This window comes from Acetobacterium sp. (genome assembly GCF_036508315.1).
Lineage (GTDB): Bacteria > Bacillota > Clostridia > Eubacteriales > Eubacteriaceae > Acetobacterium.
The window spans coordinates 12,065-34,944 of the sequence record NZ_DATCHP010000080.1; the positions used below are offsets into that span (position 1 = coordinate 12,065).

Below are 22,880 nucleotides of genomic sequence, written 5' to 3' on the forward strand. Positions count from 1 at the left end.
ATGGGACGAAAAGCAAAAGATATTCTTGTTAAAAGTATTATTTATCTGGCAACCGGCATTACCCTCAGCGTTTTACTGTTCATCATTGGTTTTATTTTCGTAAAGGGAATTGGTGCCATTAATTGGAACTTTATCAGTCGAGATTACAATGAAAAGGTATTTTATGCTTTTGTAGAAAATACTCAAGTTCCTTTAACCATTGAACCAAAAGTGATGGAGAATAAAACGACCTATGACAAAAAATATGAAACACCACTGGAAGCCCCAGTTTATGTGGAAAATATTGGAGCAACCATTACAAAGGTTCAATATAAATACTATTCAACTGATAGGGAACAGTTTATTTTTTCATATATTGAAAAAAATTCTTCTCTTCACAATGCTGTTCAGTCAAATGGTGCACCAGTTGATATCGGTACTGACTATATTTTACAATCCGTGAATGGTACAGAGCTTACGGGTTTATCCACTAATGATGTAAAAACATTGATTAATGATCAAACCGGTCAATTAAAACTTAAGGCCATTAGTCCCGGTGGCGGTATTAAGTCAAATATTATCACTACTTTATATATGATTTTATTATCTCTGGCTGTGGCACTGCCGATTGGGATTTTTGGAGCCATTTATTTGACAGAATATGCAAAAGCTGGTAAAGTAGTGAATACCATCCGCTTTGCCACTGAATGTTTGGCAGGAATCCCGTCCATTGTTTTCGGGCTTTTTGGTATGGCCTTCTTTGTGGTAGCATTGAATTTTCAAATCTCTCTGTTATCAGGGAGTTTGACCGTGGCGATTATATTGTTGCCGGTCATTATACGCAGCACGGAGGAAGCATTAAAAACAGTGCCCATGGCTTTCAGACAAGGTTCCCTGGCGCTTGGAGCAACAAAGCTTCAAACCATTTTTAAAGTCATTCTTCCCTGTGCCGTCCCAGGGATTGCAACAGCGGTGCTTTTGAGTGTTGGACGGGTCATCGGAGAGTCAGCGGCATTATTATTAACCGCCGGAACCGTTGCCCAAATTCCGGGGACCCTTCTTTCCCCAGGGAGTACACTCACGGTTCAAGCCTACTATGTAGCGAAAGAAGAAGGAAATATCGAACTGGCCTGTGCCATTGGGATTGTGATCATTGTCATTGTCATTATTCTGAATATTCTGTCTCGGATCGCTTCGGACAAGCTTGATGTCTTTAATAAAAAATGAGGTGAAATATGGCTAGTAAACTAAAATTTAATATAAAAGATCTGGATTTGTTTTACGGGGATTTCCAGGCACTGAAGAATATAAACATGAAAATCTGCGAAAAAGAAGTTACTGCATTTATTGGACCTTCCGGCTGTGGTAAATCAACATTTTTGCGTTGTCTTAACCGGATGAATGATCTCATCGACTCGGTTAAGATAAAGGGTGAAATCATTTTTGATGGCCAGGATATTAATGGTGATATTGATGTCATTAATTTACGAACAAGGGTCGGAATGGTGTTTCAAAGTCCTAATCCTTTTCCCATGAGTATTTATGAAAATGTAGCCTATGGTCCCAAGTGTCAGGGGCTTAAAGATAAAACAAAGATCGATACCATTGTAAAAGATAGTCTTGAAAGAGCCGCCCTCTGGGATGAAGTCAAGGATCGTTTAAATAAATCAGCTTTGGGACTTTCAGGGGGGCAACAACAACGGCTTTGTATTGCAAGAACCATAGCCATGGACCCTGAAGTCATTTTAATGGATGAACCTACATCGGCATTGGATCCCATTGCAACAGCAAAAATAGAAGATCTTATGGAAACCTTGAAAAAACTCTATACCATTATTATCGTTACTCACTCCATGCAGCAGGCAGGTCGTATTTCTGATAAAACAGCCTTCTTTCTAATGGGAGAAGTAGTGGAGTTTGATGATACTCACAAGATATTTACAAATCCAGATGATAAGCGAACAGAGGATTACATTACAGGACGCTTTGGATGATAAAGGAGGCAGATGATGCGAGAAGAATATGATAGAGAATTAAATTTGATTAAATCCGAAATAATGCTTATGTCAACAGTGACTGAAAAAATGTTGTCGGATTCCGTATTTGCATTGGAAAACCAGGACAGTGTTATGGCCCGGTCGGTGATTGAGCGGGATGATATAGTGGATAATAAAGAAATTGATCTCCACCTGGAAGTGAGCCGGGTCATTGCAACGCAGAGTCCTGTGGCTACTGATTTAAGACGCCTGGCTTCGACCTATAAGATTATTACAAACCTTGAGCGGATTGCGGATTTAGCAGTCAATATTTCTAAACGGGTCATTGAATTAAAAGATGAGACTTATATGAAAGAGCTAATTGATATTCCCAAGGAATGTGAACTGGCTGAAAAGCTTGTAAAGCTTTCGATTCAGGCTTTTATTGATGAAGATATCAGTCAATTCAAGGAAGTTATTTCACTGGAAGATGAAATTGATATCCTTAATCTTGAAATACAGAAGGACTGTTTAAAGTACATGATGGAGGATCCGAAAAATATTCACCAGGGTTCAGTCTTTATTTTTATCGGCAGTTACCTCGAGCGTATTGGTGATCATGCCACTAATGTTTTTGAAACCGTCTATTATATCGTTACCGGAGACTTCATTGACTTTAATGACTTGAATAAAAAGATGCTCGATGTAAAATTAAAAAGGAAATGAACCAAAAAATTAAAAGCCAGGCAAACAATTATTATTGTTTGCCTGGCTTTTTTAAGTCGAATTAAAGTTCAATTTATTTTACAGATCAAAAGCCTGGGCAGTAGCAGTTACTGCAATATCCCGATCAGTAGATCTAATGACACAGCTGATACGAATTTCTGAAGTTGTAATCATAAGTATCTGAATGTCGTTATCTGTGAGAAGTTGAAAAAATTTTGCGGCAACACCGGACTGACTTCGCATTCCGACACCTACCACTGAAAGTTTTGAGACGTTTTCGTTTAAAATAACCCCGATATCAGGATACTTCTCTTCAAAGGCATCTAAGATTTTCATCGCTTCATCTAAATCCTGAATCGGTGCAGTAAAGGAAATATTTATAAGTCCTTTTATGGGGGCACTCTGACTGATCATATCAATATTAATGCTTTTATTGGCGAATTGACAAAAAAATTGCGAAGTAATATTTAAATCAAAGGGAATATCCCTGATCGTAATGATTAATTCATCGTTGTCAATGGCCAGCCCGGTAACAGCTTGTTCTTCCATATGATGTTCTCCTTTATTAATGATTGTTCCGGGAACGTCAAATTCACTGGAGGCAACCACTATTTTTGTATTATATTTACTGGCAAGTTCAATGGCACGGGGGTGCATGACTCCAGCTCCCAGGCTTGCCATCTCGAGCATTTCTTCATAACTGACGGTGTCAAGTTTTTTTGCCTTGTCATAGAGCCGGGGGTCGACCCCATAAATCCCTTCAACATCTGTATAGATTTCACAGGGAGCATCGAGTACACAGGCTAAAGCCACAGCACTGGTATCTGATCCGCCACGGCCTAAGGTTGTGACATCATCATTTTCGTTTACCCCTTGAAATCCAGCGACGATAACAATCTTGTCCTCATTCAGGGCTTCGAGAAGCTTTGTTGTGTCAATGCCTTCAATTCTGGATTTAGTATGACGTCCGCAGGTGCGAATTCCAACTTGGGGACCGGTGAAGGAAATGGCGTCATGACCCATTTCCTGGAGGGCCATGGATAATAGGGAAATTGAAATTTGCTCGCCTGTGGAAAGCAGACGATCCATTTCACGTTTGGGGGGAGCAGAACTAACTGCACGGGCGAGTTTAACCAAATCATCAGTTGTTTTTCCCATGGCAGAAACGACTACCACTACCTGGTGGCCGCTTTCCTTCTTTCTTATAATGCGTTTTGCAACGTTCTTAATACGTTCAACAGAACCAATAGAGGTTCCGCCGTATTTCTGAACAACAATAGCCATTAAATTAACCTCTTTAATCATTCAACAGTTTTGTTTTATCAGCTGTTTTTTGATTCTTTCTTACTTTGGAAAATTTTGTATTCAGTCGTTAATGAGCATGGACATATCATAAAGCCCGGAATTTTTTGTAACAATATATCGGGCGGCTTTGAGAGCACCCTCTGCAAAGACTTTTTTTGAGAGCGCTGAATGTTTAAGTTCGATGATTTCATCATTTCCGGCAAAAATAACAATATGCTCTCCGGGAATGGTGCCGCCACGAATAGCATGAATCCCGATTTCGTTATTCATGCGTTTGGCATCTCGTCCATGTCGTCCATAAATGTAATCTTTGCTCTTCACAAGTCCTTCATTCACGGCATCGGCAAGAAGCAATGCAGTTCCGCTGGGAGCATCGATCTTTTTATTGTGGTGTTTTTCAATAATTTCAATATCAAAGGTTTCTTCCAACTGGCCTGCCATTTCTTTTAAGGCTTTTGCCAGCAGATTAATTCCCAGCGACATATTAGCCGTTTTAAATATTGGGAAATTCTGTGCACCGTTAGCAATGGCCTCTAAATCATCTTCAGATAATCCGGTTGTTGCAATGACAATGGGAATTTTATGGGAGGAAGCAAAACCAAAGATTTCAGAAAATGCTTTAAAGTGTGAAAAATCAATGATAACATCAATCTTTTCCCGGCATTTATCTAAATCGGTATAAACGGGAAAGGGGAGGGATGAATCCTCCTGGTGATCATAGCCGGCTACAATGCTGCAGCCATCGGCTTCTTTTATAATTTGTTGCAGGTTGGCACCCATGGCACCTGAAACCCCACTGAGTAAAATATTTAACATTTGAACCTCCTATATTAAACCGTAAGTTTTAAGATCAGCAATAAGTTTTTCTTTATTGCTATCTTCCATTTCGATAAGGGGAAGACGCATGTCACCGGTATCCATTCCCATGAGCGCCATGGCAGCTTTAACTGGGATGGGATTTGTTTCGTAAAACATTGCACGGTTAATTAAGTTTGTTTTAAACTGAAGTTCCCGGGATTTTTCAATATTGCCTTCCATAAATGTCGCCACAAGATCGTGCATGTCTCTTGGAATAATATTCGCAGATACAGAAATAATCCCCTTACCACCGACTGCTAAAACCGGAAGCACATGGTCGTCGTTACCACAGTAAATGTCAATGTCACTGCCACAAACACGGGCGATTTCAGTAATTTGGCTGATATCCCCACTGGCTTCTTTTACAGCAGCAATATTTGAAATTTTGCTCAGTTCTTTAATCGTACTGACTTCAATGTTAAGACCGGTACGACGGGGAACATTATAAATGATAACAGGAATGTTAATGGCAGTTGCAATGGCCTTTATATGGGCAATAACCCCTCGTTGGGTAGACTTATTATAATAAGGATTAATGATCAAGGCGGCATCGGCGCCTGCTTTCTCTGCTTGTTTTGAAAGCATAACTGAGTAGGCGGTATCATTACTGCCGGTTCCGGCAATAAAAGGAACACGGCCATTAATGTATTTACCGGCATCCTGTAGAATTTCCAGATGCTCAGGATCGGTGAGCGTTGAAGTTTCCCCGGTGGTTCCGGCAACTAGGATGGCATCGGTTCCGTTTTCAATTTGCCAGTCAATCAGTTGATGGAATCGTTCATAATCAATTTTGTTATTTTTAAATGGTGTTATAATTGCAACGCAACTACCTGTAAATATACTCATTTTTTTCTCCTTCATTTTGGTTGGAATCGGTTAAAAATTGTTTTAAATAAGGTGGCGTTCAACAAGCGCAAAAGCAATTTGTACGGCATTGGTGGCAGCACCTTTACGGATATTATCAGCTACAACCCAGAGGTTAATCCCATTATCCACACTATAATCACGGCGGATACGTCCGACAAAAACTTCGTCTCTGTTTTCGGCGTTTATTGCCAGAGGGTAAATACTTTTTTCAGGATCATCCTGCAGGACAATACCGGGAGATTTGCTGTAAAGGGACTTAATTTCATCCAGAGTGAATTCTTTTTTGAATTCAACATTAATGCTTTCACTATGTGCATAATAAACAGGAACCCGCACAGCCGTGGCGGTAATGCGCAAGCTGTCATCGTGAAGAATCTTCTGTGTTTCATTCACCATTTTCATTTCCTCTTTGGTATAGCCGTTGTCCGTAAAGGTATCAATTTGAGGCAAACAGTTGTAGGCAATGGGATGTGGATTAAAGGTATCTTTTTCACCTTTGATGCCACCTTCAAGGGCGGCATAGCCCTTCATACCAGAACCGGAAACAGCCTGGTAGGTCGAAAAGATAATCCGTTTAATCCCAAAGGCATCATACAAAGGTTTTAGGGCAACCATGGCCTGGATGGTGGAGCAGTTGGGGTTTGCAATAATGTTTTTATGCCAATCCAAATCCTCGGGATTTACTTCAGGAACCACTAATGGTACGGTAGGATCCATTCGAAAGGCACTGCTGTTGTCAATAACAATTACACCTTTTGCAGCGGCAACCGGGGAAAAACGCTGACTTGTATCGCCACCGGCTGAGAAAAGGGCAATATCAATATCCTGATCAAAGGCTTCATCACGAAGTTCTTCAACCACATAGGTTTTTCCGTTATATAAAATTTCTTTTCCTGCTGAACGTTTAGATGCCATGGGGAAAAGATTTTTTACCGGAAATTTTAGCTCAGCTAAAACTTGAAGCATTTTTTGACCAACCATTCCCGTAGCACCAACAACAGCAACATTATATGATTTCATAGTTCCTCCAAAATATTTAATAAAAAAAAATAAAAAAAAACTAGTAAAGTACTAGCTAAAATAACAACAGATCATCTCATTAAGAGAATCCACTGTATTCTTAAATAGCACCCCATCAAATGAATGATGACAGTTTCATTGCTGTTTGCAATAAACCCAGGAAGTTGATGGCAATTCAAAGTCCTTCGGCGAGCTTTCATTTTGTTACACTTCATCCCATTAGCCATGGTCAGCATAATTAGTCATAAAGACCGCACCTCTATCAAGTCTGTATTCGATTTTTTTACCATTGTAACAATTAAATGGGATTATTTCAAGGTTTTATTCAGATTATTCTTAAAACAATAAAAGAAACACGCTTATCTTTAAGATAAGTGTGTTTCAAAATACAGAGCATTTAATCCTTATTCTTTTGTAAGATCTACCGCTTCCAGAGCATCATTTATGGCTTTAACTAATTCGTCCGGATCAATGCCGTGGGCAATAGCACCTTGCTCAATGTTTTCAAAACGTGCTGCCATACAACCAAAGCAGCCCATTCCAAAGGCCTGGAATACTTTAACTGAATCCGGATATGCTTCTACAGCATCTGAAATTCCCATTTCTTTGGTAATTTTCATGTTTTCACCTCCATAACGAGTATATTACTCAATTTCTTTATGTTACATTATAAAACTTAAAAAAAGATTTTACAACATAAAAGAAATAAAAGTCAATGACTTGCTAAATTGGGGTTTAAACGGTATAATAGTTACAATAGGGGAATTTTATAATAAAGGGGAGTATTTATGTGATAATTGACAAGATAGTTGTTAATAACAAAGCAGGACTGCATGCAAAACCGGCCTCGCTTTTTGTTCAACGAGCCAACGATTTCAAAAGTGAAATCTATATTAAAAAAGCATCAACACGGGTGAATGCGAAAAGTATCATGGGTGTTATGATTTTGGCGGTACAAAAAGGCGATGAGATTGAGATTGAGGCATCAGGTGATGATGAAAAAAAAGCTATGGAACAGTTAAAATTATTAATAGATAATAAATTTAATTTTGCCGACGAAGTTTAGGAAATAAAGTGTGAATGCAAATTCATACTTTATTTTTATTAGTTTAATTTTGTTGGACTTATATTTAAATACTGGAGAATAGAATGCGAAAAATATTAATTGCCATTTCATTTTTTACTCGCATACCCATAAAAATAAAAGATGTTACCAGTGAAGAGTTTTATGATAGCATGATTTTAATACCCATTGTCGGACTCTTTATTGGTTTGATATTGTACGGCGCTTCTGTGTTATTTTCTTTCATTCATTTCATTGAGCTTCAGGCAATACTGATGATGATTACCTATATCTGGTTAACCGGAGGACTTCATCTGGATGGCTTTGCAGATACAACAGATGCCCTGTTCAGTGCCCGAGATCGGGAAAAAATGATGGAAATCATGAAGGATAGTCGTTTAGGAGCCTTTGGGGCTATCGGTTTAATTTTATTGATTTTGACCTATTGGATATGTTTTATCATTATCCTTCCGAAGTACAGCCTGGTCCTTTTAATAATGCCGGTGTTTGGACGTGTTGCCGCGATCATGTCAACCTGTTTTTCAACCTATGCTCCTGGAGGCGGGGGTCTGGGGAAACGTTTTGTGGAAATGACACAACTTCATCATTTTGTGATTTATACATTGTTTTTGTTGGCCTACGCGACAGTTATTCTAGGGCTTTCAGGGTTTATTGCCGTTGTACTGGGCTTTATTCCCGGGCTTTTTTTAATGTTGAACCTCCAACGAAAAATAGGCGGAATGACCGGAGATACCATTGGGATGACCATTGAGATGAATCAGGTGTTTTTTTTGGTGATCATCAGTGTGATCATTATTAATTTTCCCATAGCAAGGCTTCTTTTCAGTTAAAAAGTGATACAGAGATTATAATGAAAGGAATTGAATGAAAAAAACGACACGTCCATTAAATAATCGGGAAATCCAGGGGAACAAGGACTTTCTGCCAATGTCCAAAGCTGAAATGAAAGTTCTGGGCATTGAACAGTGTGATTTTATCATCATCACAGGAGATGCCTATGTGGATCATCCCTCCTTTGGAGCTGCTATTATTGGCCGGGTCCTGGAATCCAGAGGCTACCGGGTTGGGATTATTGCCCAGCCGGATTGGCGAGGGGATGAGGATTTTAAAAAGCTGGGGAAACCACGTCTTGGCTTTCTGGTCACCGCCGGAAACCTGGATTCCATGGTGAGCCATTTCTCGGTGAATAAAAAACGCCGACGAGTGGATGTTTATTCTCCTGGCGGAGAAACGGGGCTCAGGCCGGATCGGGCAACCATTGTTTACTGTGGGAAAATACGTGAGCTCTTTGGTGAGATTCCTCTGATTATTGGGGGCATTGAAGCCAGCCTTCGACGCTTTGCCCATTACGACTATTGGCAGGATAAAGTACGACGATCCATTCTTTTTGATTCAAGGGCAGATATTTTGGTTTACGGCATGGGCGAAAAGGCGATTATCGAAATCGCTGATGGATTGGAAGCTGGCATTCCGGTGGATTTACTAACCTATATTAAAGGGACAGCTGTCATTGTCAAAGAACCTGATTTTGAAAATGCCATCCTATTACCAGCGGCGGAAGAAGTCACAGCGGATAAAAATAAATACGTTGCGGCCACAGCACTGATTTATCATAGTAATAATGCCTTTGAGCCCCGTTCCTATTTGCAGAAAAGCGGAAACCGGTACCTCAGCCAGAACCCACCGCAAATGCCTTTAAGTCAGAATGAATTTGATGCGCTGTACGATCTTCCATTTACCTATGAATGTCATCCGGTTTATAAAGCCAAAGGAGATGTTCCCGGTCTGGAAGAAGTCAAGTTCAGCATCACCGCTAACCGTGGCTGTTTCGGGAACTGTAATTTTTGCGCCCTGGCCATTCATCAGGGAAAATATGTTCAAATGCGGAGTAAAGAGTCCATTGTCAAAGAAGCCAAACGGATGATGAAGGATCCGTCATTCAAAGGATATATTCATGATATTGGTGGTCCAACAGCAAATTTCAGCCATCTGGCGTGTAAGAAACAGGCAACTCATGGGTACTGCAAGAATCAGGAATGTCTTTCCCCGGAACCCTGTAAAAAAATAGATAGCCGCCATAGCCCATATTTAGAAACCCTGCGGGCAGTCCGAAAAATACCGGGTATTAAAAAAGTGTTTATCCGCTCAGGTATTCGTTATGATTATCTGGCGCTGGAAAAGGATCCGGCTTTTCTTAAAGAATTGGTTGAAAATCACGTAAGCGGACAGCTGCGGGTGGCGCCTGAACATGTTTCAGAAAATGTCCTTCGGCATATGGGAAAGCCTTCCTTTAAAGTATACGAAAGTTTTGTAAAAGACTTTAAAAAAATAGATGCCCGCCTTGGGAAAAATCAATATGTGCTGCCGTATTTTATAACCGGACATCCGGGGTGTAAGCTTGAAGATGCCATTAAACTGGCTGAATATGTTCGGGATATGGACTTCTTTCCGGAACAGGTTCAGGATTTTTATCCAACACCGGGAAGTGTCGCAACCGCGATGTATTATACCGGCGTGAATCCCCTGACTATGGAAACCGTTCATGTCCCGATGGGTCGTGAAAAAAACATGCAACGAGCCCTGGTGCAATATAATAAACGGGAAAACTATTGTTTGGTACATGAGGCATTGACAAAAGCCTATCGGCTGGATCTTATCGGATCCGATAAAAAGGCGTTAATTCATGAAAAAACAGTGAGTCATGGAAAAAGTGAGCCTAAACTTAAAGCCCGTAAAAAAAACACTGAAAAAGTTGGAGTAAAAAACAGAGGGAAAAATAATAGAAGCCATTAATTATGGCGTTAGTTATGAAACCCTTAGAAAATAAAAAAATAAAGAAAAAAAGGATAAAATAATGAACGAAAATAATAAGCAAATCACCGTTGGTGAAAAATATACCTTGGAATTAATAGACATTACCCACAGCGGGGAAGGTCTGGGACGTATTGAAAATATGATTGTTTTTGTTGAAGGAGGACTTCCGGGAGATATTGTGGAAGTTGAAATTGAAAACGTCAAAAAAACTTATGCCAAAGGCAAGCTCTTAAGCATTAAAGAGAATTCACCGGAACGCGTTGTTCCTTCATGTCAATACTTTGCTGAGTGTGGCGGCTGTCAGTTTTTACATATGAGCTATGACGGTCAGCTTCGGGTAAAATCAAAAATGGTTGAGGATGCCCTGGAACGGATTGGCGGATTTAAAGACCTTGAGATTAAGCCAATCCTTGGAATGGAAGACCCTTCACGCTATCGGAACAAGGCACAATTTAAAATTGATGAAAAAGGCATGGGCTTTTATGCAAAAAAATCACATAATATGGTGTATATTGACGACTGTCTCAATCAGCCTGAAAGTGCAGCTGATGTTATTAAAACATTTAATGGCATCATTAAAGATTTAAATCTCAGTCTCTATGATGAAAAAACCCGAAAAGGTTATATCAGAGGTGTTCTGCAAAGAACCAACCTTGAAGGCGAAAACATGATCACTATCATCATTAACGGTCGAGACATCAGTCAAAGACCAGCCATCGTGGATGCCATTCTTTTAGGAATTCCCAATGTTAAAAGTATATTTGTGAATATCAATCGCGAAAAAAGCAATGTCATTCTTGGGAGAAAGAGCCTTTGTATACATGGGGTACCAAGAATTACAGAAAAAATTGGAGACCTGTTATTTTCAATTTCTCCAAACTCATTTTTCCAGGTTAACTCAAAACAAACCAAAAAGCTTTATGATGTGGTTAAGGAAATGGCAGCCCTCACCGGCACTGAAACAGTATTTGACCTTTATTGCGGTACCGGAACCATCGGTCTTTATTTAGCGGATAAAGCAAAGGAAGTCATTGGCATTGAAAGTATTCAAGATGCTGTTTTAGATGCCCGTGAAAATGCCGGACTTAATCAGATCGAAAATGCAGTTTTTCTCAATGGCAGAGCAGAAACCGAAATGATCCGTATTGCTAAAGATGAAAACATTAAACCTCAATTGGTGATCCTTGATCCTCCCCGTAAAGGCTGTGAAGAAACCCTTTTAAATGCCATTAGTGATCTTAAGACACCAAGGGTGATTTACGTTTCCTGTAATCCATCAACGCTGTCACGGGATTTAAAAATATTGACGGGCTTTGGTTATAAGATCAACGAAGTACAGCCAGTAGATCTATTCCCGGGAACAGGCCATGTTGAAACAGTAGTTCTCATGACACGAACAGAAAAGAAATAGGTTCACAGCAAGGAATTCAAGTAGATCCATGAAGAATGAAGTTTCCTTCAGGCTCCCTCAGACAAGTTGTTTGAGGGAGCCTTTTTGATTGAGGGAAGGGAAAAAACTAATCAACTGAGAGGCAGCATTGCGGACATTCTTAAACAATTCTTTAGAGAAGGAAACACTGTGGCCAGAATAGGGAGTGATGATTTTACGCTCTTCTTTCCGGACTTTGATGTGGAAAAGGCTGAGATGCTCAAAAATAGAATAAATGAAGTGGATATAAAACACAACCAGAGCAGTTTAAAAGAAACATTATAAAATAATTTCAATAATATCTAAAATATATGTTGACAAAGTATAAACATTGTATTAATATGATGGTAATAAAATATTTAGCATACTTGCCGAAAGGTAAGGACGCAAAGCTATAGGGTCTTCGTATTTTATATACATGACAGCCAGTTGCAGTTAACCCATACTCATTATGAGTATTATAAGTGCAACGTGCAAACGGTTGCACTTTTTTATTGAGAAGAACAACTTAAAAGATTGGATGTGAGTCAGACAATGGCGGTATATATAATGATACTGATGCTGGGGGCGGTTGCAGGCTTGATAATGGAAAAAGCATCAATCAACTTAATCAACAAAAGAGTCGGCGAGTTAAGGATTATTCGATTTTCAGGCACCAATGCAAAGACCGTTATGTGGGCAATCATCAATTCACTCAGTTGGTTCTTTCTCGTATGGATCAACGGCATACATGCCAACACCATAGAATGTATGTTGCTCATCTCAGTCAGTATCATTCTATCCGTGGTGGATATCACCATAAAAAAAATACCAAACGAATTAATACTCCTGACATTGATTATTGGCGCAGGCTTTATGATAACAGACAATCGGTTAGGCAGCATAAGTATTAACTTAATCGGCTTTGCCCTCGGGTTTATCCTGTTTTTATTACCGGCCTTTATTGGAAAAGGAGCCGGCTGGGGGGATGTGAAATATGCAGCAGTGGTAGGCTTTTGTTTGGGAGTATATGGATTTTTAACGGCCATCATTATTATGACTATTGTCCTCCTTATTTTTACCGCCTATATCATGCTCACCGGTAAGGGCAATTTAAAAACAAAAATCGCACTGGGCCCGTTTATGGCATTTGGTTTTGTGTCAGTGCTGATCATCAATATAATGAATAGCCAGGCTTTGATATTTGACCTGAGCCGACTAATCAATGGCTAGTTTAAATGAGAGTGATAAAGTCCTAGGACTTTACATATAAAAAAATGAAAAGGAGAAAGAAAATGAAAAACATGTTTGCACAGATGATCAGAGAAGAAGATGGCCAGGGTTTGGTGGAGTATGGGTTGATTATTGGGCTAGTTTCAGTGCTTGCAATCGGTGCATTGATTATTTTAGGACCAAAAATAGCAGCATTTTTCACCGAAATTAATACTAAATTAGTGTAAGACTTAAACTGGGATACGTATTTGAATGAGGATTTTATAGGTATCGGTGGAATGACAAATGAGGTTTAACAATCGGTGGCATATTGGCTGCGTCAGAGTAGATTTTTCTGCCGGATGCCGTCGATATGCCTTTTTTTAATGAATGAAATTTGCTGTTGCATGCAATAAATCCTATTCAACCAGGATTTTGAGTGAATAAAACAGGCCACAGTGCATAAGGAGGCCCTATGTTTTCATATATTATTAATAAATTTAAAAAAGAAGACGGCCAGGCAATGGTCGAATTTGCCATAATATTGCCGATTCTGATTATGATTTTATGCGGTATTATTGATTTCGGCTGGTACTTCACCAACCAGAATATTATTGACAACTGTTCAAGAGAAGGCGCACGGTATGCGAGTGTGACTCCAGAAGCAACTGAAGCGGAAACTGAAGCAGCAATAACAACAAAGATAAATGATATGGCACCATCTTATTTAACCATTTCAGAGATCATATACAGTTATCCTATTGGGGATGTAAAAGTAGAAGTTTTTGGAGAAGTGGCTGCTCTAACACCTATCGTCGGTGTATTTGAAGAAACAATCCCCTTATATTCATCATGTACAATGAGGGTGGAATGATGATGAAACATAAAATAATCAAACAAATAGTCAAGAATGAAAATGGTCAATCAATAGTACTGGTGGCTTTGCTTATGGTCGTTATTATGGTTTTTGCAGCCCTGGTTGTAGACTTGGGGATGGTCTCATATACAAAGACGAGACTTCAGAACGCTGCTGATGCAGCGGCCTTGGCTGGCGCGCAGGATCTGCCTGCTGCCACTGCTACAACCACAGCAGAAACTTATGCCGTCAAGAATCGCGTACTAGCAACTGAAGTAAAAGTCACATATCCTGACGCCAACAAGATTAAGGTTGTATGTACAAGAAATTACTCGTATTCATTTGCTCGAATTTTTGGATATACAAATACAGATGTAATAGCAAGTGCCGTTGCGCAAAACGGTAACTGGGATGGGAATGCATTACCTTTTTTAAACATATATGGTGATGGTGAAGATTCATCAAAAGGTCTACCTCTTACAGCTTGGAATATGGTTTACCCAGGTGTTAAGGAAAGAATAAAGAATGACGATTTAGATACTACCACTGGTATTAAAGTGAAATATGAGGATGGGTCTATTGCATTCAAAGAAGGTTTAGATATGAGCAAAGTTAAAGTCCCTTTGCAAAAGATACTGGTTGTTGGAAATACGGTATATATGATCAGCTTAAAACACTCCGAAATGCTGAATTACGCACCAAATGGATCAAAGGAACTAGGTAATAATGCTTTTATCCCATGTATTGACACTGTTCTTCTAAAATGTGAAGTCACTGATGCATGGGATGGGACAGGTTCAGATGTGATTAGTCTGAAATTTATAGAGAGTTATGCTTGGGATGCTTCAAAAAATACCTATTTATCTGCTACTGGTAATGAAGCGGGTGTCTCTATAAATTTAGTAGAATAAATGGAATGTTTACATCAGGTATGAGATTTTTATGGTAGAAAATAATTATGTTATTAATGGTGGTGGTGTTGGGACGATAACAGGCAATAACCTCACCGGAAAAGGATTTATTTATGCCACTGGTAATATTACAATCAGTGGTAATAAAACCCAAATTGGTTCAGCAGCTGAGCCTGTCTTTATCTACTCGGAAAAAAATATTACTATAAGCGGCAACAATCTTAATATGTATTGTATTATCTATGCTCCAAATGGGATAATCGATGTTCAGAAGAATAATTGGAATATAAATGGAAGACTTATTGGAAAGTCATTTGCTGATGCTTGTTTAAAAAACGGCTTCACTATTACAGCTACAGCTGGAAGTAGTGATTTTAGCGGAGTTCCTTTAGGAGACGGAACTGCTAAACTTATTGAATAATCAACTGTCAGTTGCGAGACTTGCGAATCGACGAAAAGCTGCGTAAAACCAGATGGAGCCATTACTCTAAATGGCAGCAGTACCAGTATTATTGGCGGAACCAATGAGCTTTCAAGTGTTACGGTAAATTCGATCAGACTTACTAAATAATCATTTGATAATTTAGAAAGTTGGTACAATAGTGAAATGGTTGAGAGTCTGATTTTGGGGTATACATTATTATACTGACAGAATAAAAATATTTTTCACTTCCCTATAAGTAAAAAAACATGTAAAATAAAGACACCACATCAGCTGATTACATCCCTGTGGAAACTGGAGGAAAAATGAAAAAACTGATTCTGATTGCCCTGGCAATCTCGTTAATTATTGGATTTGGGGTCTATTCTTTCGCAAAGACCCTGGAAAGCAGAACAAACGTGGAAACCATGCCGGTTGTGGTCGCAGTAGAAAAGATACCTAAAAACACAGTCATCGAAGCCAGCATGATTACTACAAAGCCCTTCCCAAAAGAATATATTCATGAATATTCAACAGGCAAGGTTGATGACATTATTGGTCGCATTACACTGGAAAGCATTGAAGCTGACGAACAAATATTATCCACACGCCTCATTGATTCGAGTAATAATAGTAACAATCTGTCCTTTTCCATACCTCAGAATTATCGGGCAATATCCGTTCTAACCGATGAAGTTTCGGGAGTCGCAGGGTATATCAGCCCAGGAGATCGGGTCGATCTGGTGGCGGTTATCCTTAACAAAGCAACCGGTGTCGAATCACAAATGGTGGCTGAAAACCTCGAGGTTGCGGAAGTCGGGGATAAAGGAAATGATGGTAAAAAGCTGTATACAGCAGTGACTGTTCTGGTCCCGGACCAGGATGTAGTGAAGGTTAGTTATGCATTATCTGAAGGAAAGTATCGTCTGGTTCTACGTTCGCTTGTGGATGAGAAAATTGTCAATCCAGCTCCTTATGTTCAGTAGTTTCTTTTGAATAAGGAACAGCTATTGATAAAACAAATCATCATACGTCAGGAAGGGAGAGATGACTGATGGAAAAGATAAAAGTGATGATTATCGGAAATAACGATAATCGCATATATGAAATAAAAAGCCTTCTTGGAAATGAAGAAATTGCATTTGTGGGATTCTCAAAACAAGGGGATTCTGCATTGGAAAAAACATTGAGCCTAAAACCACAGGTTGTGATTATTCATTGTGAGGAAGAAGTAGAAGACGCCGTGAACCTTGCCGAAAAATTAAATATAAAAATGCCGGGTTCCGGTGTGATTTTTCTCTGCGATCATTTAAGTGTTGCCATCATTGACAAAGCAATGTTTGCCGGGGTTCGGAAGGTTATGTCCTTTCCCGTTGATGCAAAATCATTAATCCAGAATATTCAACTGGTTAATCAGGTTGAAAAATCCCGATCGGAAAATTCCAGCACCGCTGTTGCCAATATGGAATCGAAGGTTGTCACCGTTTTTGGAGCCAAAGGCGGCATCGGAAAGACCACCATTGCAGTCAATGTAGGGGTTGTTCTGGCAAAAATGGGGAAAAAGGTGGCAATTCTTGATGCCAACCTGCAATTTGGGGATGTGAATGTTTTTTTTGATATAGATTCCAAGGATACGATTTCAGAGCTGTCTCAGGGTAAGGATCTGACGGATATTGATGCCATCAAAAGACTGATGGCCCTTCATTACACCGGTGTGAGCATTTTATGTGCGCCTAAAAGCCCGGAATATGCGGAATATGTTTCAGCAAAAAATGTTGAAACCATTATCAATACGATGCGGCCCTATTATGATTACATTATCATCGACACCACACCTGCTTTTAGCGATGTGAATGTGGTGGCCATTGAGAATTCAAATCTTATTCTTCTCATTTGCGAACCGGATATTTCAACAATCCGTAATACAAAAGTCAGCTTGAATATTCTGGAATACCTGCAGCAGCGGGATAAAACAGAAATTGTTATCAACCGGGCGGGAAATGGGACGATTTCCATTAAAGATATTCAAAAGGTGCTGGATGTTCAGATAAAGCATAAGATCCCCCTGGATATAAAAATCGGAATCGCCTGTCACAATAAGGGGGTTCCTATTGTCGTCGATTCCCCAAGAACAGCCATTGCTCAGGAGCTTCGAAAGCTTGGGAAAGAAATTGTTAATACAATTGATCAAATAGGCAAATAAAATTTGTTCAAGTAAAGGGTGGGTATGATGGGGCTTTTGGAAAAAATAGAAAAACAGCGATCGGGTCAGCAGGATGCCAGTCAGGATGAAAACAGGAAAGAGGTCACCCATGTCGATATCTATGCCGATTTAAAAAAACGACTGCATCAGGAAGTCATAGATGAAGTCAATAAAAATCATATCCCAAGGGATGGTATGGAGAATACTGAGGGAATCAAAAAAACCATTGAGGAACTAATAAATGCTGAACCCATCCGCATGAACCGGGTGGATCGGGAAAAGATCTCTGAGGATCTGCTGAATGACATTATTGGATACGGTCCATTGGAGGTTCTGCTAAAAGATGTTAATATTTCTGAGATTATGGTGAATGGCCCGAATCGGGTTTATATTGAAAAGCAGGGGAATATTCAATTATCCGACGTTGTTTTTAAGGATGATGATCATGTGATGAACATCATCGATCGCATTGTGTCTTCGGTGGGAAGACATATTGACGAATCCAGTCCGATGGTGGATGCCAGGTTACAGGATGGTTCCCGGGTGAATGTTATTATCCCGCCATTGTCATTGGTGGGACCTGTGATCACCATCCGAAAGTTTTCAAAAATTCCAATCTCCGGGGAACAATTACTGAAGTTTGGATCCATGTCAAGAAAAATGCTTGCCTTTCTGGAGGCATGTGTGAAAGGGAAGCTCAATATCATTGTTTCAGGAGGCACCGGGAGCGGGAAAACCACAACCTTGAATGTATTATCGAGTTTTATCCCGGCAGACGAACGGATCATCACCATAGAAGATGCTGCTGAACTCCAATTATTTCAGGATCACTTAATTACATTGGAAAGTCGCCCTCCCAATTTAGAAGGACTGGGGCGGGTATCCATTCGAGATCTTGTGATTAATGCACTCAGAATGCGACCGGATAGAATCATCGTTGGTGAGGTTCGTTCCACAGAAACCATTGATATGCTCCAGGCAATGAATACCGGGCATGACGGATCGCTGACCACGATTCATGCCAATACCCCGAGAGATGCCCTGTCACGGATTGAGACCATGGTTCTGATGTCAGGTGTGGATCTGCCCCTTCGGGCCATTCGGGACCAAACCACCTCAGCCATTGACATCATTATTCAACAGTCCCGACTCCGTGACGGGTCCCGTAAGGTTGTCAATATTACCGAAGTGAATGGTATGGAAGGGGATGTTGTGGTGATGCAGGAGCTCTTTGCCTATGAAACCACCGGTCAATTAGACAGTGAAGGAAAATTCAAAGGACGGTTTATAAGTATGGGCATCCGGCCTGACTGTGTTAAAAAGATAATAAATAACGGCGTGAAGGTAAACGATGACTGGTTCAATGAGTCATAAAAGCGTCAGGAGGGGTGAAAGGATATGAATGCCTTTACCATTGCAGTGCTGATTGCCATAGGGATGTTTTTTTTGATACTTGCCATATTCATGTGGCTTTTTCGGGACCAACGTCGTGTTCTTAAACGCATCAGCCAAATGACCACACTACATAAAAATGATGCGGCTATTCTCAGCAGAAGAGAAGCTAAAAAAAATAAAAAAACCAACAGCCAGATAAAAGTTTCCGAAAGACTTACTAACGATCTTTTGATGTCGGGGATGTTAATTCGCCCTTCGGAGTTTCTCATTATTTGGATTCTGGCAGCGCTGGGACCAGCCAGTATTCTGCTATTACTCAGCCACAGCATTGTTGTTGCATTGGGCGCAATTATTATTGGGGCGTTTTTACCGCTGTTTTATGTCCGTCATAAACGGATTAAAAGATCAATTCTTTTTGAGAAACAGCTGGCAGATGCATTAGGTATTATATGCAGTAGCTTAAAGGCAGGGCTTACCTTTCAACAGGCGCTTGTCAGCATTTCAGATGAAATGCCGGATCCCATTTCTGCGGAATTCAGGCGGGTTGCCAGGGAACTGAACTTAGGCATCACAATTGAAAATTCCCTGACCAGTCTTTCGGAAAAATTAAAAAGTGATAATTTCAGTATGGTTGTTTCCGCGATCCTGATCCAGCGTCAAACCGGCGGTAATTTATCCGAGATACTCACCAATATCGCCGGAACCATTAAGGAACGGTTTAAAATAAAAAATGAGATTAAGGTATTGACAGCAACCGCACGAATATCCGGAATGATCGTCGGAATGATGCCTGTTTTTATCCTTCTTATTTTCATGTTAATAAATCCCAGTTTTATTACGATATTCTTCAACTCAAATCTTGGGATCACTATGATGGTCGTTGGCGTGTGTATGGAAATTATCGGTTTTCTGTTCATCAGAAAAATTGCGAATATAAAATTTTAATACTGGAAACGAATGTCAGGAATTAATGTAAAAGAAAGCGAGGGTGCCATGACTGTATTGATTGTGTGTATTTCCGTATCGGTCTTTATTCTGATTGTTGCCATATTTTATAAACCGGCTAAAATAGCAGATAATCAGGGGAAACGACTGAAACAAATTAAAAAATCCTATGAAGTTCAATTGGATGATGTTCTGGAGAAACCTTTTATTCAGAGAATTATCATCCCCTTTTTTAATGCAATGGTAAAAAAGGTATCCAGCCTTCTTCCTCAAAAGAAAGAGAATAATAGTGATCAAAAATTAGCCAAAAAATTAAAGCTCGCCGGAATGAGTATGACATCCAGTGAATACAGTGCGGCCCGATTCATTATTATAGTTTGCGCATCAGTGGGTGCTTTGCTATTAATAGCAGTGGTTTCTTTGGATTTACCGGTAAAACTCCTGATTTTTTTGTTGGCATTAATCATTGCCATCATCGGTCCGAATGTATTTTTAACCCTTAAAATTAACCGCCGCCAGGAGGAAATATCCAATCAGCTGCCGGATGTACTTGATTTATTATGCGTTTCAATGGAAGCAGGGTTGGGATTTGATTCGGCACTGAACAAAATCGGAGAGCGATTAAATGGGGTGCTGGTTTACGAGCTCAATATACTTCACTCGGAAATCAGCATGGGAAAGACCCGGCGGGATGCTTTGAGAAGTCTGGCGGAAAGAAACCCGATTGAAGAGTTGATTGCTTTTGTTACCTCACTGATTCAGGCGGAAAAATTAGGGATTCCCATTAAAAATGCCTTAATTATACAGGCTCAGGAATTAAGGGTAAAGAGAAGGCAGCGTGCTGAAGAAAAGGCAATGAAGGCTCCGGTAAAAATGCTGCTGCCAATGGTTCTTTTTATTTTGCCGGTTCTTTTTATTGTATTGTTAGGTCCAGTAATCTTACAGGTGATTGATCAAGTTGGGGGCCTGTAAGGTGAAAATATGCAGAGTATTAAAAAATGAGGTTGTGCTGGCAAATCAGATCAGAGTGGCTGATCATTTTATCCAAAAATTAGTTGGCCTTTTAAAGGATAAAGGTTTAAACTGTGAACAAGGCCTTTTATTAAGCGGTTGCAAACAAGTACATACCATTGGCATGCGGTTTCCCATTGATGTCATTTTCATGTCAAAAGAAGGTGAGATATTGCATATTGAAAATGATATGTCCAGTGGAAAAGTAAGTAAATATGTGAAAAGGGCGTTTTATACACTTGAGCTAAAAGCAGGGGCGGCAAAAGAACATAATCTCCTGATACATGACCATATCACATTTGAAATCCTATCAATCAACGAAGATGGCAAATAAAATGCCGAAAAAACAACGATCTCAGGATTGAATCAGATTGATTAAAACAATATTGGTTTATAATTGATGTTTGGGGAGGCTGATAAATGAACGCTAAAGAAATAAAAGTCGGGACAAAATTAGAGCTTGAAGTCATAAATAATTTAGGATCAAAAATAAGTAAAACCTATACCAGCCAATTCGCAAAAATTAAAAATAGTATAGAGGTGATTATTGCTGCTCCTATTAATAAAATCAGAGATCCGTTTGTTTTGATCGGGGCAAAAATCAAAGTAACATTTTTTCATGAAAGTTTTGGCCTGGTGTTTTTTTTAGGAACCATCTCCTATATTGAGGACGTCGAAAATTTAATGATGGTACATACAAGAATTGACGATGATTTCAAAGAAATTCAAAGACGCAGATATTTTAGAATTGATAAATATCTTCGAGCGGAATACCGTGTGATAAACGAGGCCGATATTATCGATGAAAACAACAGTGATGCTGTTCAATACAGAAAGGCACTTCTGAAAAATATTAGTTACAGAGGAGCATGCAGCGTTATTGATGAAAATATTCCCAATAAAGCCATCATTGATTTGATAATATGGCTGACGGATGAGACTAAAATAAAAATGAGATCCAGGATTATTAGGAGTACGGAAATTGAATCAAGTGGAATAAAAAAATATAAACTGAACCTCTGTTTGATTGATATGGACCAGGATGATAAAGATAACTTGAAAAAGTTTATAACCAGAAGTCTGATTTAACCAAGAGTTCGCTATCTTGTTTTAGGAATGCAGGTTTGGGCCCTTTCCAAAGTAAGTTGATTTTGCTATTAAAAAAATCTTGTGTGGAAGGCAAGTAAAATGGCAGAACGAGCAAAGAAAGACAGCATAAATGACCGAAGAGATAACTTGAAACACTCAAATTAATGAGGTTGCTTTTGGAAAACGTTTATTTGGTGGTTATAATGGGAAAGAAAGGATATAATACATTACATTAAAACATTCAAATGGGGAGGCAAGTAAATATGGGGGAACAAACAATGAAAGACACTCTAAATGACTTAAGAGATGATTCGAAACACTCAAATAATGAGGTTGCTTTTAAAAAGCGTTTATTTGGTGGTTATAATGGGAAAGAAGTATCTGAATACATAAAAACATTAAAAGAAAGCCTGAAAAATGCAGAGGTTTCATTCAATGAAAGGCTTGAAGAATATGCTGCGATGACTGCTATGCTCGAACAGGAACGAGACACATATATGAATAGGGTTAAAGAAAGCGAAGCAACTAACCTTGAAATCCAAGATCAGATTAGTACCCTATCAAAAGAAAATGAAGAGCTAACCATTAAGCTGCAGGAACGTGAAGATGGACTAGTATCCCGGGATGACCTATTGGAATATGAATCCATTGTTTTGGAAAATGAGGAATTAAAAAAAGAACTCAACGCTTATAATGGGAAAGAAGTATCAGAATACATAAAAACATTAAAAGAAAGCCTGGAAAATGCAGAGGTTTCATTCAGAAAAAAAATTGAAGAATCTGCTGATATGTCTGCCAGA

The 22,880-nt window shown here is 39.4% G+C and carries 26 protein-coding genes and 2 riboswitches; of the genes, 21 read left to right on the forward strand and 5 right to left on the reverse strand.

The window, feature by feature from the left end:
• The 3 genes from pstA to phoU are packed head-to-tail and all read left to right on the forward strand — an operon-like array spanning position 1 to position 2,681.
• On the forward strand, positions 1 to 1,206 hold the full coding sequence (gene pstA, locus VIK44_RS14160; protein WP_333783805.1) for a phosphate ABC transporter permease PstA: 1,206 nt from the start codon (positions 1 to 3) through the stop codon (positions 1,204 to 1,206).
• Positions 1,207 to 1,214: 8 nt separating this feature from the next.
• Complete coding sequence (pstB, locus tag VIK44_RS10020) at positions 1,215 to 1,973, forward strand: phosphate ABC transporter ATP-binding protein PstB (RefSeq protein WP_331553762.1); 759 nt, start codon at positions 1,215 to 1,217, stop codon at positions 1,971 to 1,973.
• Positions 1,974 to 1,985: 12 nt separating this feature from the next.
• Complete coding sequence (gene phoU / locus VIK44_RS10025; RefSeq protein WP_331553763.1) at positions 1,986 to 2,681, forward strand: phosphate signaling complex protein PhoU; 696 nt, start codon at positions 1,986 to 1,988, stop codon at positions 2,679 to 2,681.
• Positions 2,682 to 2,759: 78 nt separating this feature from the next.
• Here phoU and VIK44_RS10030 read toward each other — a convergent pair whose 3' ends face one another.
• From VIK44_RS10030 to VIK44_RS10050, 5 genes are all read right to left on the reverse strand, one after another.
• Positions 2,760 to 3,965, reverse strand: a complete 1,206-nt coding sequence (locus VIK44_RS10030) for an aspartate kinase (protein WP_331553764.1) — start codon at positions 3,963 to 3,965, stop codon at positions 2,760 to 2,762.
• A gap of 81 nt (positions 3,966 to 4,046) precedes the next feature.
• Positions 4,047 to 4,802 carry a 4-hydroxy-tetrahydrodipicolinate reductase gene (dapB, locus tag VIK44_RS10035; protein ID WP_331553765.1) on the reverse strand — a complete coding sequence of 252 codons (756 nt, stop codon included), beginning with the start codon at positions 4,800 to 4,802 and terminating at the stop codon, positions 4,047 to 4,049.
• Between the two features lie 9 nt (positions 4,803 to 4,811).
• Positions 4,812 to 5,690: a 4-hydroxy-tetrahydrodipicolinate synthase gene (dapA, locus tag VIK44_RS10040; protein WP_331553766.1), complete on the reverse strand. Its 879-nt coding sequence runs from the start codon at positions 5,688 to 5,690 to the stop codon at positions 4,812 to 4,814.
• Between the two features lie 42 nt (positions 5,691 to 5,732).
• A complete protein-coding gene (locus VIK44_RS10045; RefSeq protein ID WP_331553767.1) occupies positions 5,733 to 6,731 on the reverse strand; it encodes an aspartate-semialdehyde dehydrogenase in 999 nt (332 codons plus the stop codon).
• A 97-nt stretch (positions 6,732 to 6,828) separates the two neighbouring features.
• Positions 6,829 to 7,001, reverse strand: a riboswitch (Lysine riboswitch).
• Between the two features lie 134 nt (positions 7,002 to 7,135).
• Positions 7,136 to 7,351, reverse strand: a complete 216-nt coding sequence (locus VIK44_RS10050) for a DUF1858 domain-containing protein (RefSeq protein WP_331553768.1) — start codon at positions 7,349 to 7,351, stop codon at positions 7,136 to 7,138.
• 170 nt (positions 7,352 to 7,521) lie between these two features.
• Between VIK44_RS10050 and VIK44_RS10055 the strand changes: the two genes are divergently transcribed.
• From VIK44_RS10055 to VIK44_RS10140, 18 genes are all read left to right on the forward strand, one after another.
• Complete coding sequence (locus VIK44_RS10055; RefSeq protein ID WP_331553769.1) at positions 7,522 to 7,797, forward strand: HPr family phosphocarrier protein; 276 nt, start codon at positions 7,522 to 7,524, stop codon at positions 7,795 to 7,797.
• 83 nt (positions 7,798 to 7,880) lie between these two features.
• On the forward strand, positions 7,881 to 8,645 hold the full coding sequence (cobS, locus tag VIK44_RS10060) for an adenosylcobinamide-GDP ribazoletransferase (RefSeq protein ID WP_331553770.1): 765 nt from the start codon (positions 7,881 to 7,883) through the stop codon (positions 8,643 to 8,645).
• Between the two features lie 34 nt (positions 8,646 to 8,679).
• Positions 8,680 to 10,608: a YgiQ family radical SAM protein gene (locus VIK44_RS10065; protein ID WP_331553771.1), complete on the forward strand. Its 1,929-nt coding sequence runs from the start codon at positions 8,680 to 8,682 to the stop codon at positions 10,606 to 10,608.
• Positions 10,609 to 10,669: 61 nt separating this feature from the next.
• Positions 10,670 to 12,040 (forward strand): 23S rRNA (uracil(1939)-C(5))-methyltransferase RlmD, encoded by a 1,371-nt coding sequence (gene rlmD / locus VIK44_RS10070; RefSeq protein ID WP_331553772.1) that lies wholly within the window; start codon positions 10,670 to 10,672, stop codon positions 12,038 to 12,040.
• Between the two features lie 84 nt (positions 12,041 to 12,124).
• Positions 12,125 to 12,343 carry a diguanylate cyclase domain-containing protein gene (locus VIK44_RS10075; protein WP_331553773.1) on the forward strand — a complete coding sequence of 73 codons (219 nt, stop codon included), beginning with the start codon at positions 12,125 to 12,127 and terminating at the stop codon, positions 12,341 to 12,343.
• Positions 12,344 to 12,409: 66 nt separating this feature from the next.
• Positions 12,410 to 12,495: riboswitch (cyclic di-GMP riboswitch) on the forward strand.
• 97 nt (positions 12,496 to 12,592) lie between these two features.
• Positions 12,593 to 13,270, forward strand: a complete 678-nt coding sequence (locus VIK44_RS10080) for a prepilin peptidase (protein WP_331553774.1) — start codon at positions 12,593 to 12,595, stop codon at positions 13,268 to 13,270.
• A 62-nt stretch (positions 13,271 to 13,332) separates the two neighbouring features.
• Positions 13,333 to 13,497 carry a Flp family type IVb pilin gene (locus VIK44_RS10085; protein WP_331553775.1) on the forward strand — a complete coding sequence of 55 codons (165 nt, stop codon included), beginning with the start codon at positions 13,333 to 13,335 and terminating at the stop codon, positions 13,495 to 13,497.
• 227 nt (positions 13,498 to 13,724) lie between these two features.
• Entirely contained in the window at positions 13,725 to 14,123 is a 399-nt protein-coding gene (locus tag VIK44_RS10090) for a TadE family protein (RefSeq protein ID WP_331553776.1), read from the forward strand.
• Positions 14,120 to 15,016: a pilus assembly protein TadG-related protein gene (locus tag VIK44_RS10095; RefSeq protein WP_331553777.1), complete on the forward strand. Its 897-nt coding sequence runs from the start codon at positions 14,120 to 14,122 to the stop codon at positions 15,014 to 15,016. The genes VIK44_RS10090 and VIK44_RS10095 overlap by 4 nt, the downstream gene beginning before the upstream one ends.
• A 31-nt stretch (positions 15,017 to 15,047) precedes the next feature.
• Positions 15,048 to 15,437 carry a DUF7305 domain-containing protein gene (locus VIK44_RS10100; protein ID WP_331553778.1) on the forward strand — a complete coding sequence of 130 codons (390 nt, stop codon included), beginning with the start codon at positions 15,048 to 15,050 and terminating at the stop codon, positions 15,435 to 15,437.
• A 326-nt stretch (positions 15,438 to 15,763) separates the two neighbouring features.
• Entirely contained in the window at positions 15,764 to 16,423 is a 660-nt protein-coding gene (gene cpaB, locus VIK44_RS10105; RefSeq protein ID WP_331553779.1) for a Flp pilus assembly protein CpaB, read from the forward strand.
• Positions 16,424 to 16,491: 68 nt separating this feature from the next.
• Complete coding sequence (locus VIK44_RS10110; RefSeq protein ID WP_331553780.1) at positions 16,492 to 17,640, forward strand: AAA family ATPase; 1,149 nt, start codon at positions 16,492 to 16,494, stop codon at positions 17,638 to 17,640.
• A gap of 27 nt (positions 17,641 to 17,667) precedes the next feature.
• A complete protein-coding gene (locus VIK44_RS10115; RefSeq protein ID WP_331553786.1) occupies positions 17,668 to 19,014 on the forward strand; it encodes a CpaF family protein in 1,347 nt (448 codons plus the stop codon).
• Between the two features lie 24 nt (positions 19,015 to 19,038).
• Complete coding sequence (locus VIK44_RS10120) at positions 19,039 to 19,980, forward strand: type II secretion system F family protein (RefSeq protein WP_331553781.1); 942 nt, start codon at positions 19,039 to 19,041, stop codon at positions 19,978 to 19,980.
• Between the two features lie 12 nt (positions 19,981 to 19,992).
• The gene (locus VIK44_RS10125; protein WP_331553782.1) at positions 19,993 to 20,952 is read left to right on the forward strand and encodes a type II secretion system F family protein; all 960 of its coding nucleotides are present in this window, start codon (positions 19,993 to 19,995) and stop codon (positions 20,950 to 20,952) included.
• Position 20,953: 1 nt separating this feature from the next.
• Positions 20,954 to 21,325, forward strand: a complete 372-nt coding sequence (locus tag VIK44_RS10130) for a DUF192 domain-containing protein (protein WP_331553783.1) — start codon at positions 20,954 to 20,956, stop codon at positions 21,323 to 21,325.
• A gap of 86 nt (positions 21,326 to 21,411) precedes the next feature.
• Complete coding sequence (locus VIK44_RS10135; protein ID WP_331553784.1) at positions 21,412 to 22,080, forward strand: flagellar brake protein; 669 nt, start codon at positions 21,412 to 21,414, stop codon at positions 22,078 to 22,080.
• Positions 22,081 to 22,343: 263 nt separating this feature from the next.
• On the forward strand, positions 22,344 to 22,880 hold a 537-nt coding region (locus VIK44_RS10140), incomplete at its 3' end, for a hypothetical protein (protein ID WP_331553785.1).

What these genes read in the sequence shown, in the direction of transcription:
- pstA (WP_333783805.1), top strand. Translation starts at nt 1, where the DNA reads ATGGGACGAAAAGCAAAAGATATTCTTGTTAAAAGTATTATTTATCTG.
- pstB (WP_331553762.1), top strand. Translation starts at nt 1,215, where the DNA reads ATGGCTAGTAAACTAAAATTTAATATAAAAGATCTGGATTTGTTTTAC.
- phoU (WP_331553763.1), top strand. Translation starts at nt 1,986, where the DNA reads ATGATGCGAGAAGAATATGATAGAGAATTAAATTTGATTAAATCCGAA.
- VIK44_RS10030 (WP_331553764.1), bottom strand. Translation starts at nt 3,965, where the DNA reads ATGGCTATTGTTGTTCAGAAATACGGCGGAACCTCTATTGGTTCTGTT.
- dapB (WP_331553765.1), bottom strand. Translation starts at nt 4,802, where the DNA reads ATGTTAAATATTTTACTCAGTGGGGTTTCAGGTGCCATGGGTGCCAAC.
- dapA (WP_331553766.1), bottom strand. Translation starts at nt 5,690, where the DNA reads ATGAGTATATTTACAGGTAGTTGCGTTGCAATTATAACACCATTTAAA.
- VIK44_RS10045 (WP_331553767.1), bottom strand. Translation starts at nt 6,731, where the DNA reads ATGAAATCATATAATGTTGCTGTTGTTGGTGCTACGGGAATGGTTGGT.
- VIK44_RS10050 (WP_331553768.1), bottom strand. Translation starts at nt 7,351, where the DNA reads ATGAAAATTACCAAAGAAATGGGAATTTCAGATGCTGTAGAAGCATAT.
- cobS (WP_331553770.1), top strand. Translation starts at nt 7,881, where the DNA reads ATGCGAAAAATATTAATTGCCATTTCATTTTTTACTCGCATACCCATA.
- VIK44_RS10065 (WP_331553771.1), top strand. Translation starts at nt 8,680, where the DNA reads ATGAAAAAAACGACACGTCCATTAAATAATCGGGAAATCCAGGGGAAC.
- rlmD (WP_331553772.1), top strand. Translation starts at nt 10,670, where the DNA reads ATGAACGAAAATAATAAGCAAATCACCGTTGGTGAAAAATATACCTTG.
- VIK44_RS10080 (WP_331553774.1), top strand. Translation starts at nt 12,593, where the DNA reads ATGGCGGTATATATAATGATACTGATGCTGGGGGCGGTTGCAGGCTTG.
- VIK44_RS10085 (WP_331553775.1), top strand. Translation starts at nt 13,333, where the DNA reads ATGAAAAACATGTTTGCACAGATGATCAGAGAAGAAGATGGCCAGGGT.
- VIK44_RS10090 (WP_331553776.1), top strand. Translation starts at nt 13,725, where the DNA reads ATGTTTTCATATATTATTAATAAATTTAAAAAAGAAGACGGCCAGGCA.
- VIK44_RS10095 (WP_331553777.1), top strand. Translation starts at nt 14,120, where the DNA reads ATGATGATGAAACATAAAATAATCAAACAAATAGTCAAGAATGAAAAT.
- VIK44_RS10100 (WP_331553778.1), top strand. Translation starts at nt 15,048, where the DNA reads ATGGTAGAAAATAATTATGTTATTAATGGTGGTGGTGTTGGGACGATA.
- cpaB (WP_331553779.1), top strand. Translation starts at nt 15,764, where the DNA reads ATGAAAAAACTGATTCTGATTGCCCTGGCAATCTCGTTAATTATTGGA.
- VIK44_RS10110 (WP_331553780.1), top strand. Translation starts at nt 16,492, where the DNA reads ATGGAAAAGATAAAAGTGATGATTATCGGAAATAACGATAATCGCATA.
- VIK44_RS10115 (WP_331553786.1), top strand. Translation starts at nt 17,668, where the DNA reads ATGGGGCTTTTGGAAAAAATAGAAAAACAGCGATCGGGTCAGCAGGAT.
- VIK44_RS10120 (WP_331553781.1), top strand. Translation starts at nt 19,039, where the DNA reads ATGAATGCCTTTACCATTGCAGTGCTGATTGCCATAGGGATGTTTTTT.
- VIK44_RS10125 (WP_331553782.1), top strand. Translation starts at nt 19,993, where the DNA reads ATGTCAGGAATTAATGTAAAAGAAAGCGAGGGTGCCATGACTGTATTG.
- VIK44_RS10135 (WP_331553784.1), top strand. Translation starts at nt 21,412, where the DNA reads ATGAACGCTAAAGAAATAAAAGTCGGGACAAAATTAGAGCTTGAAGTC.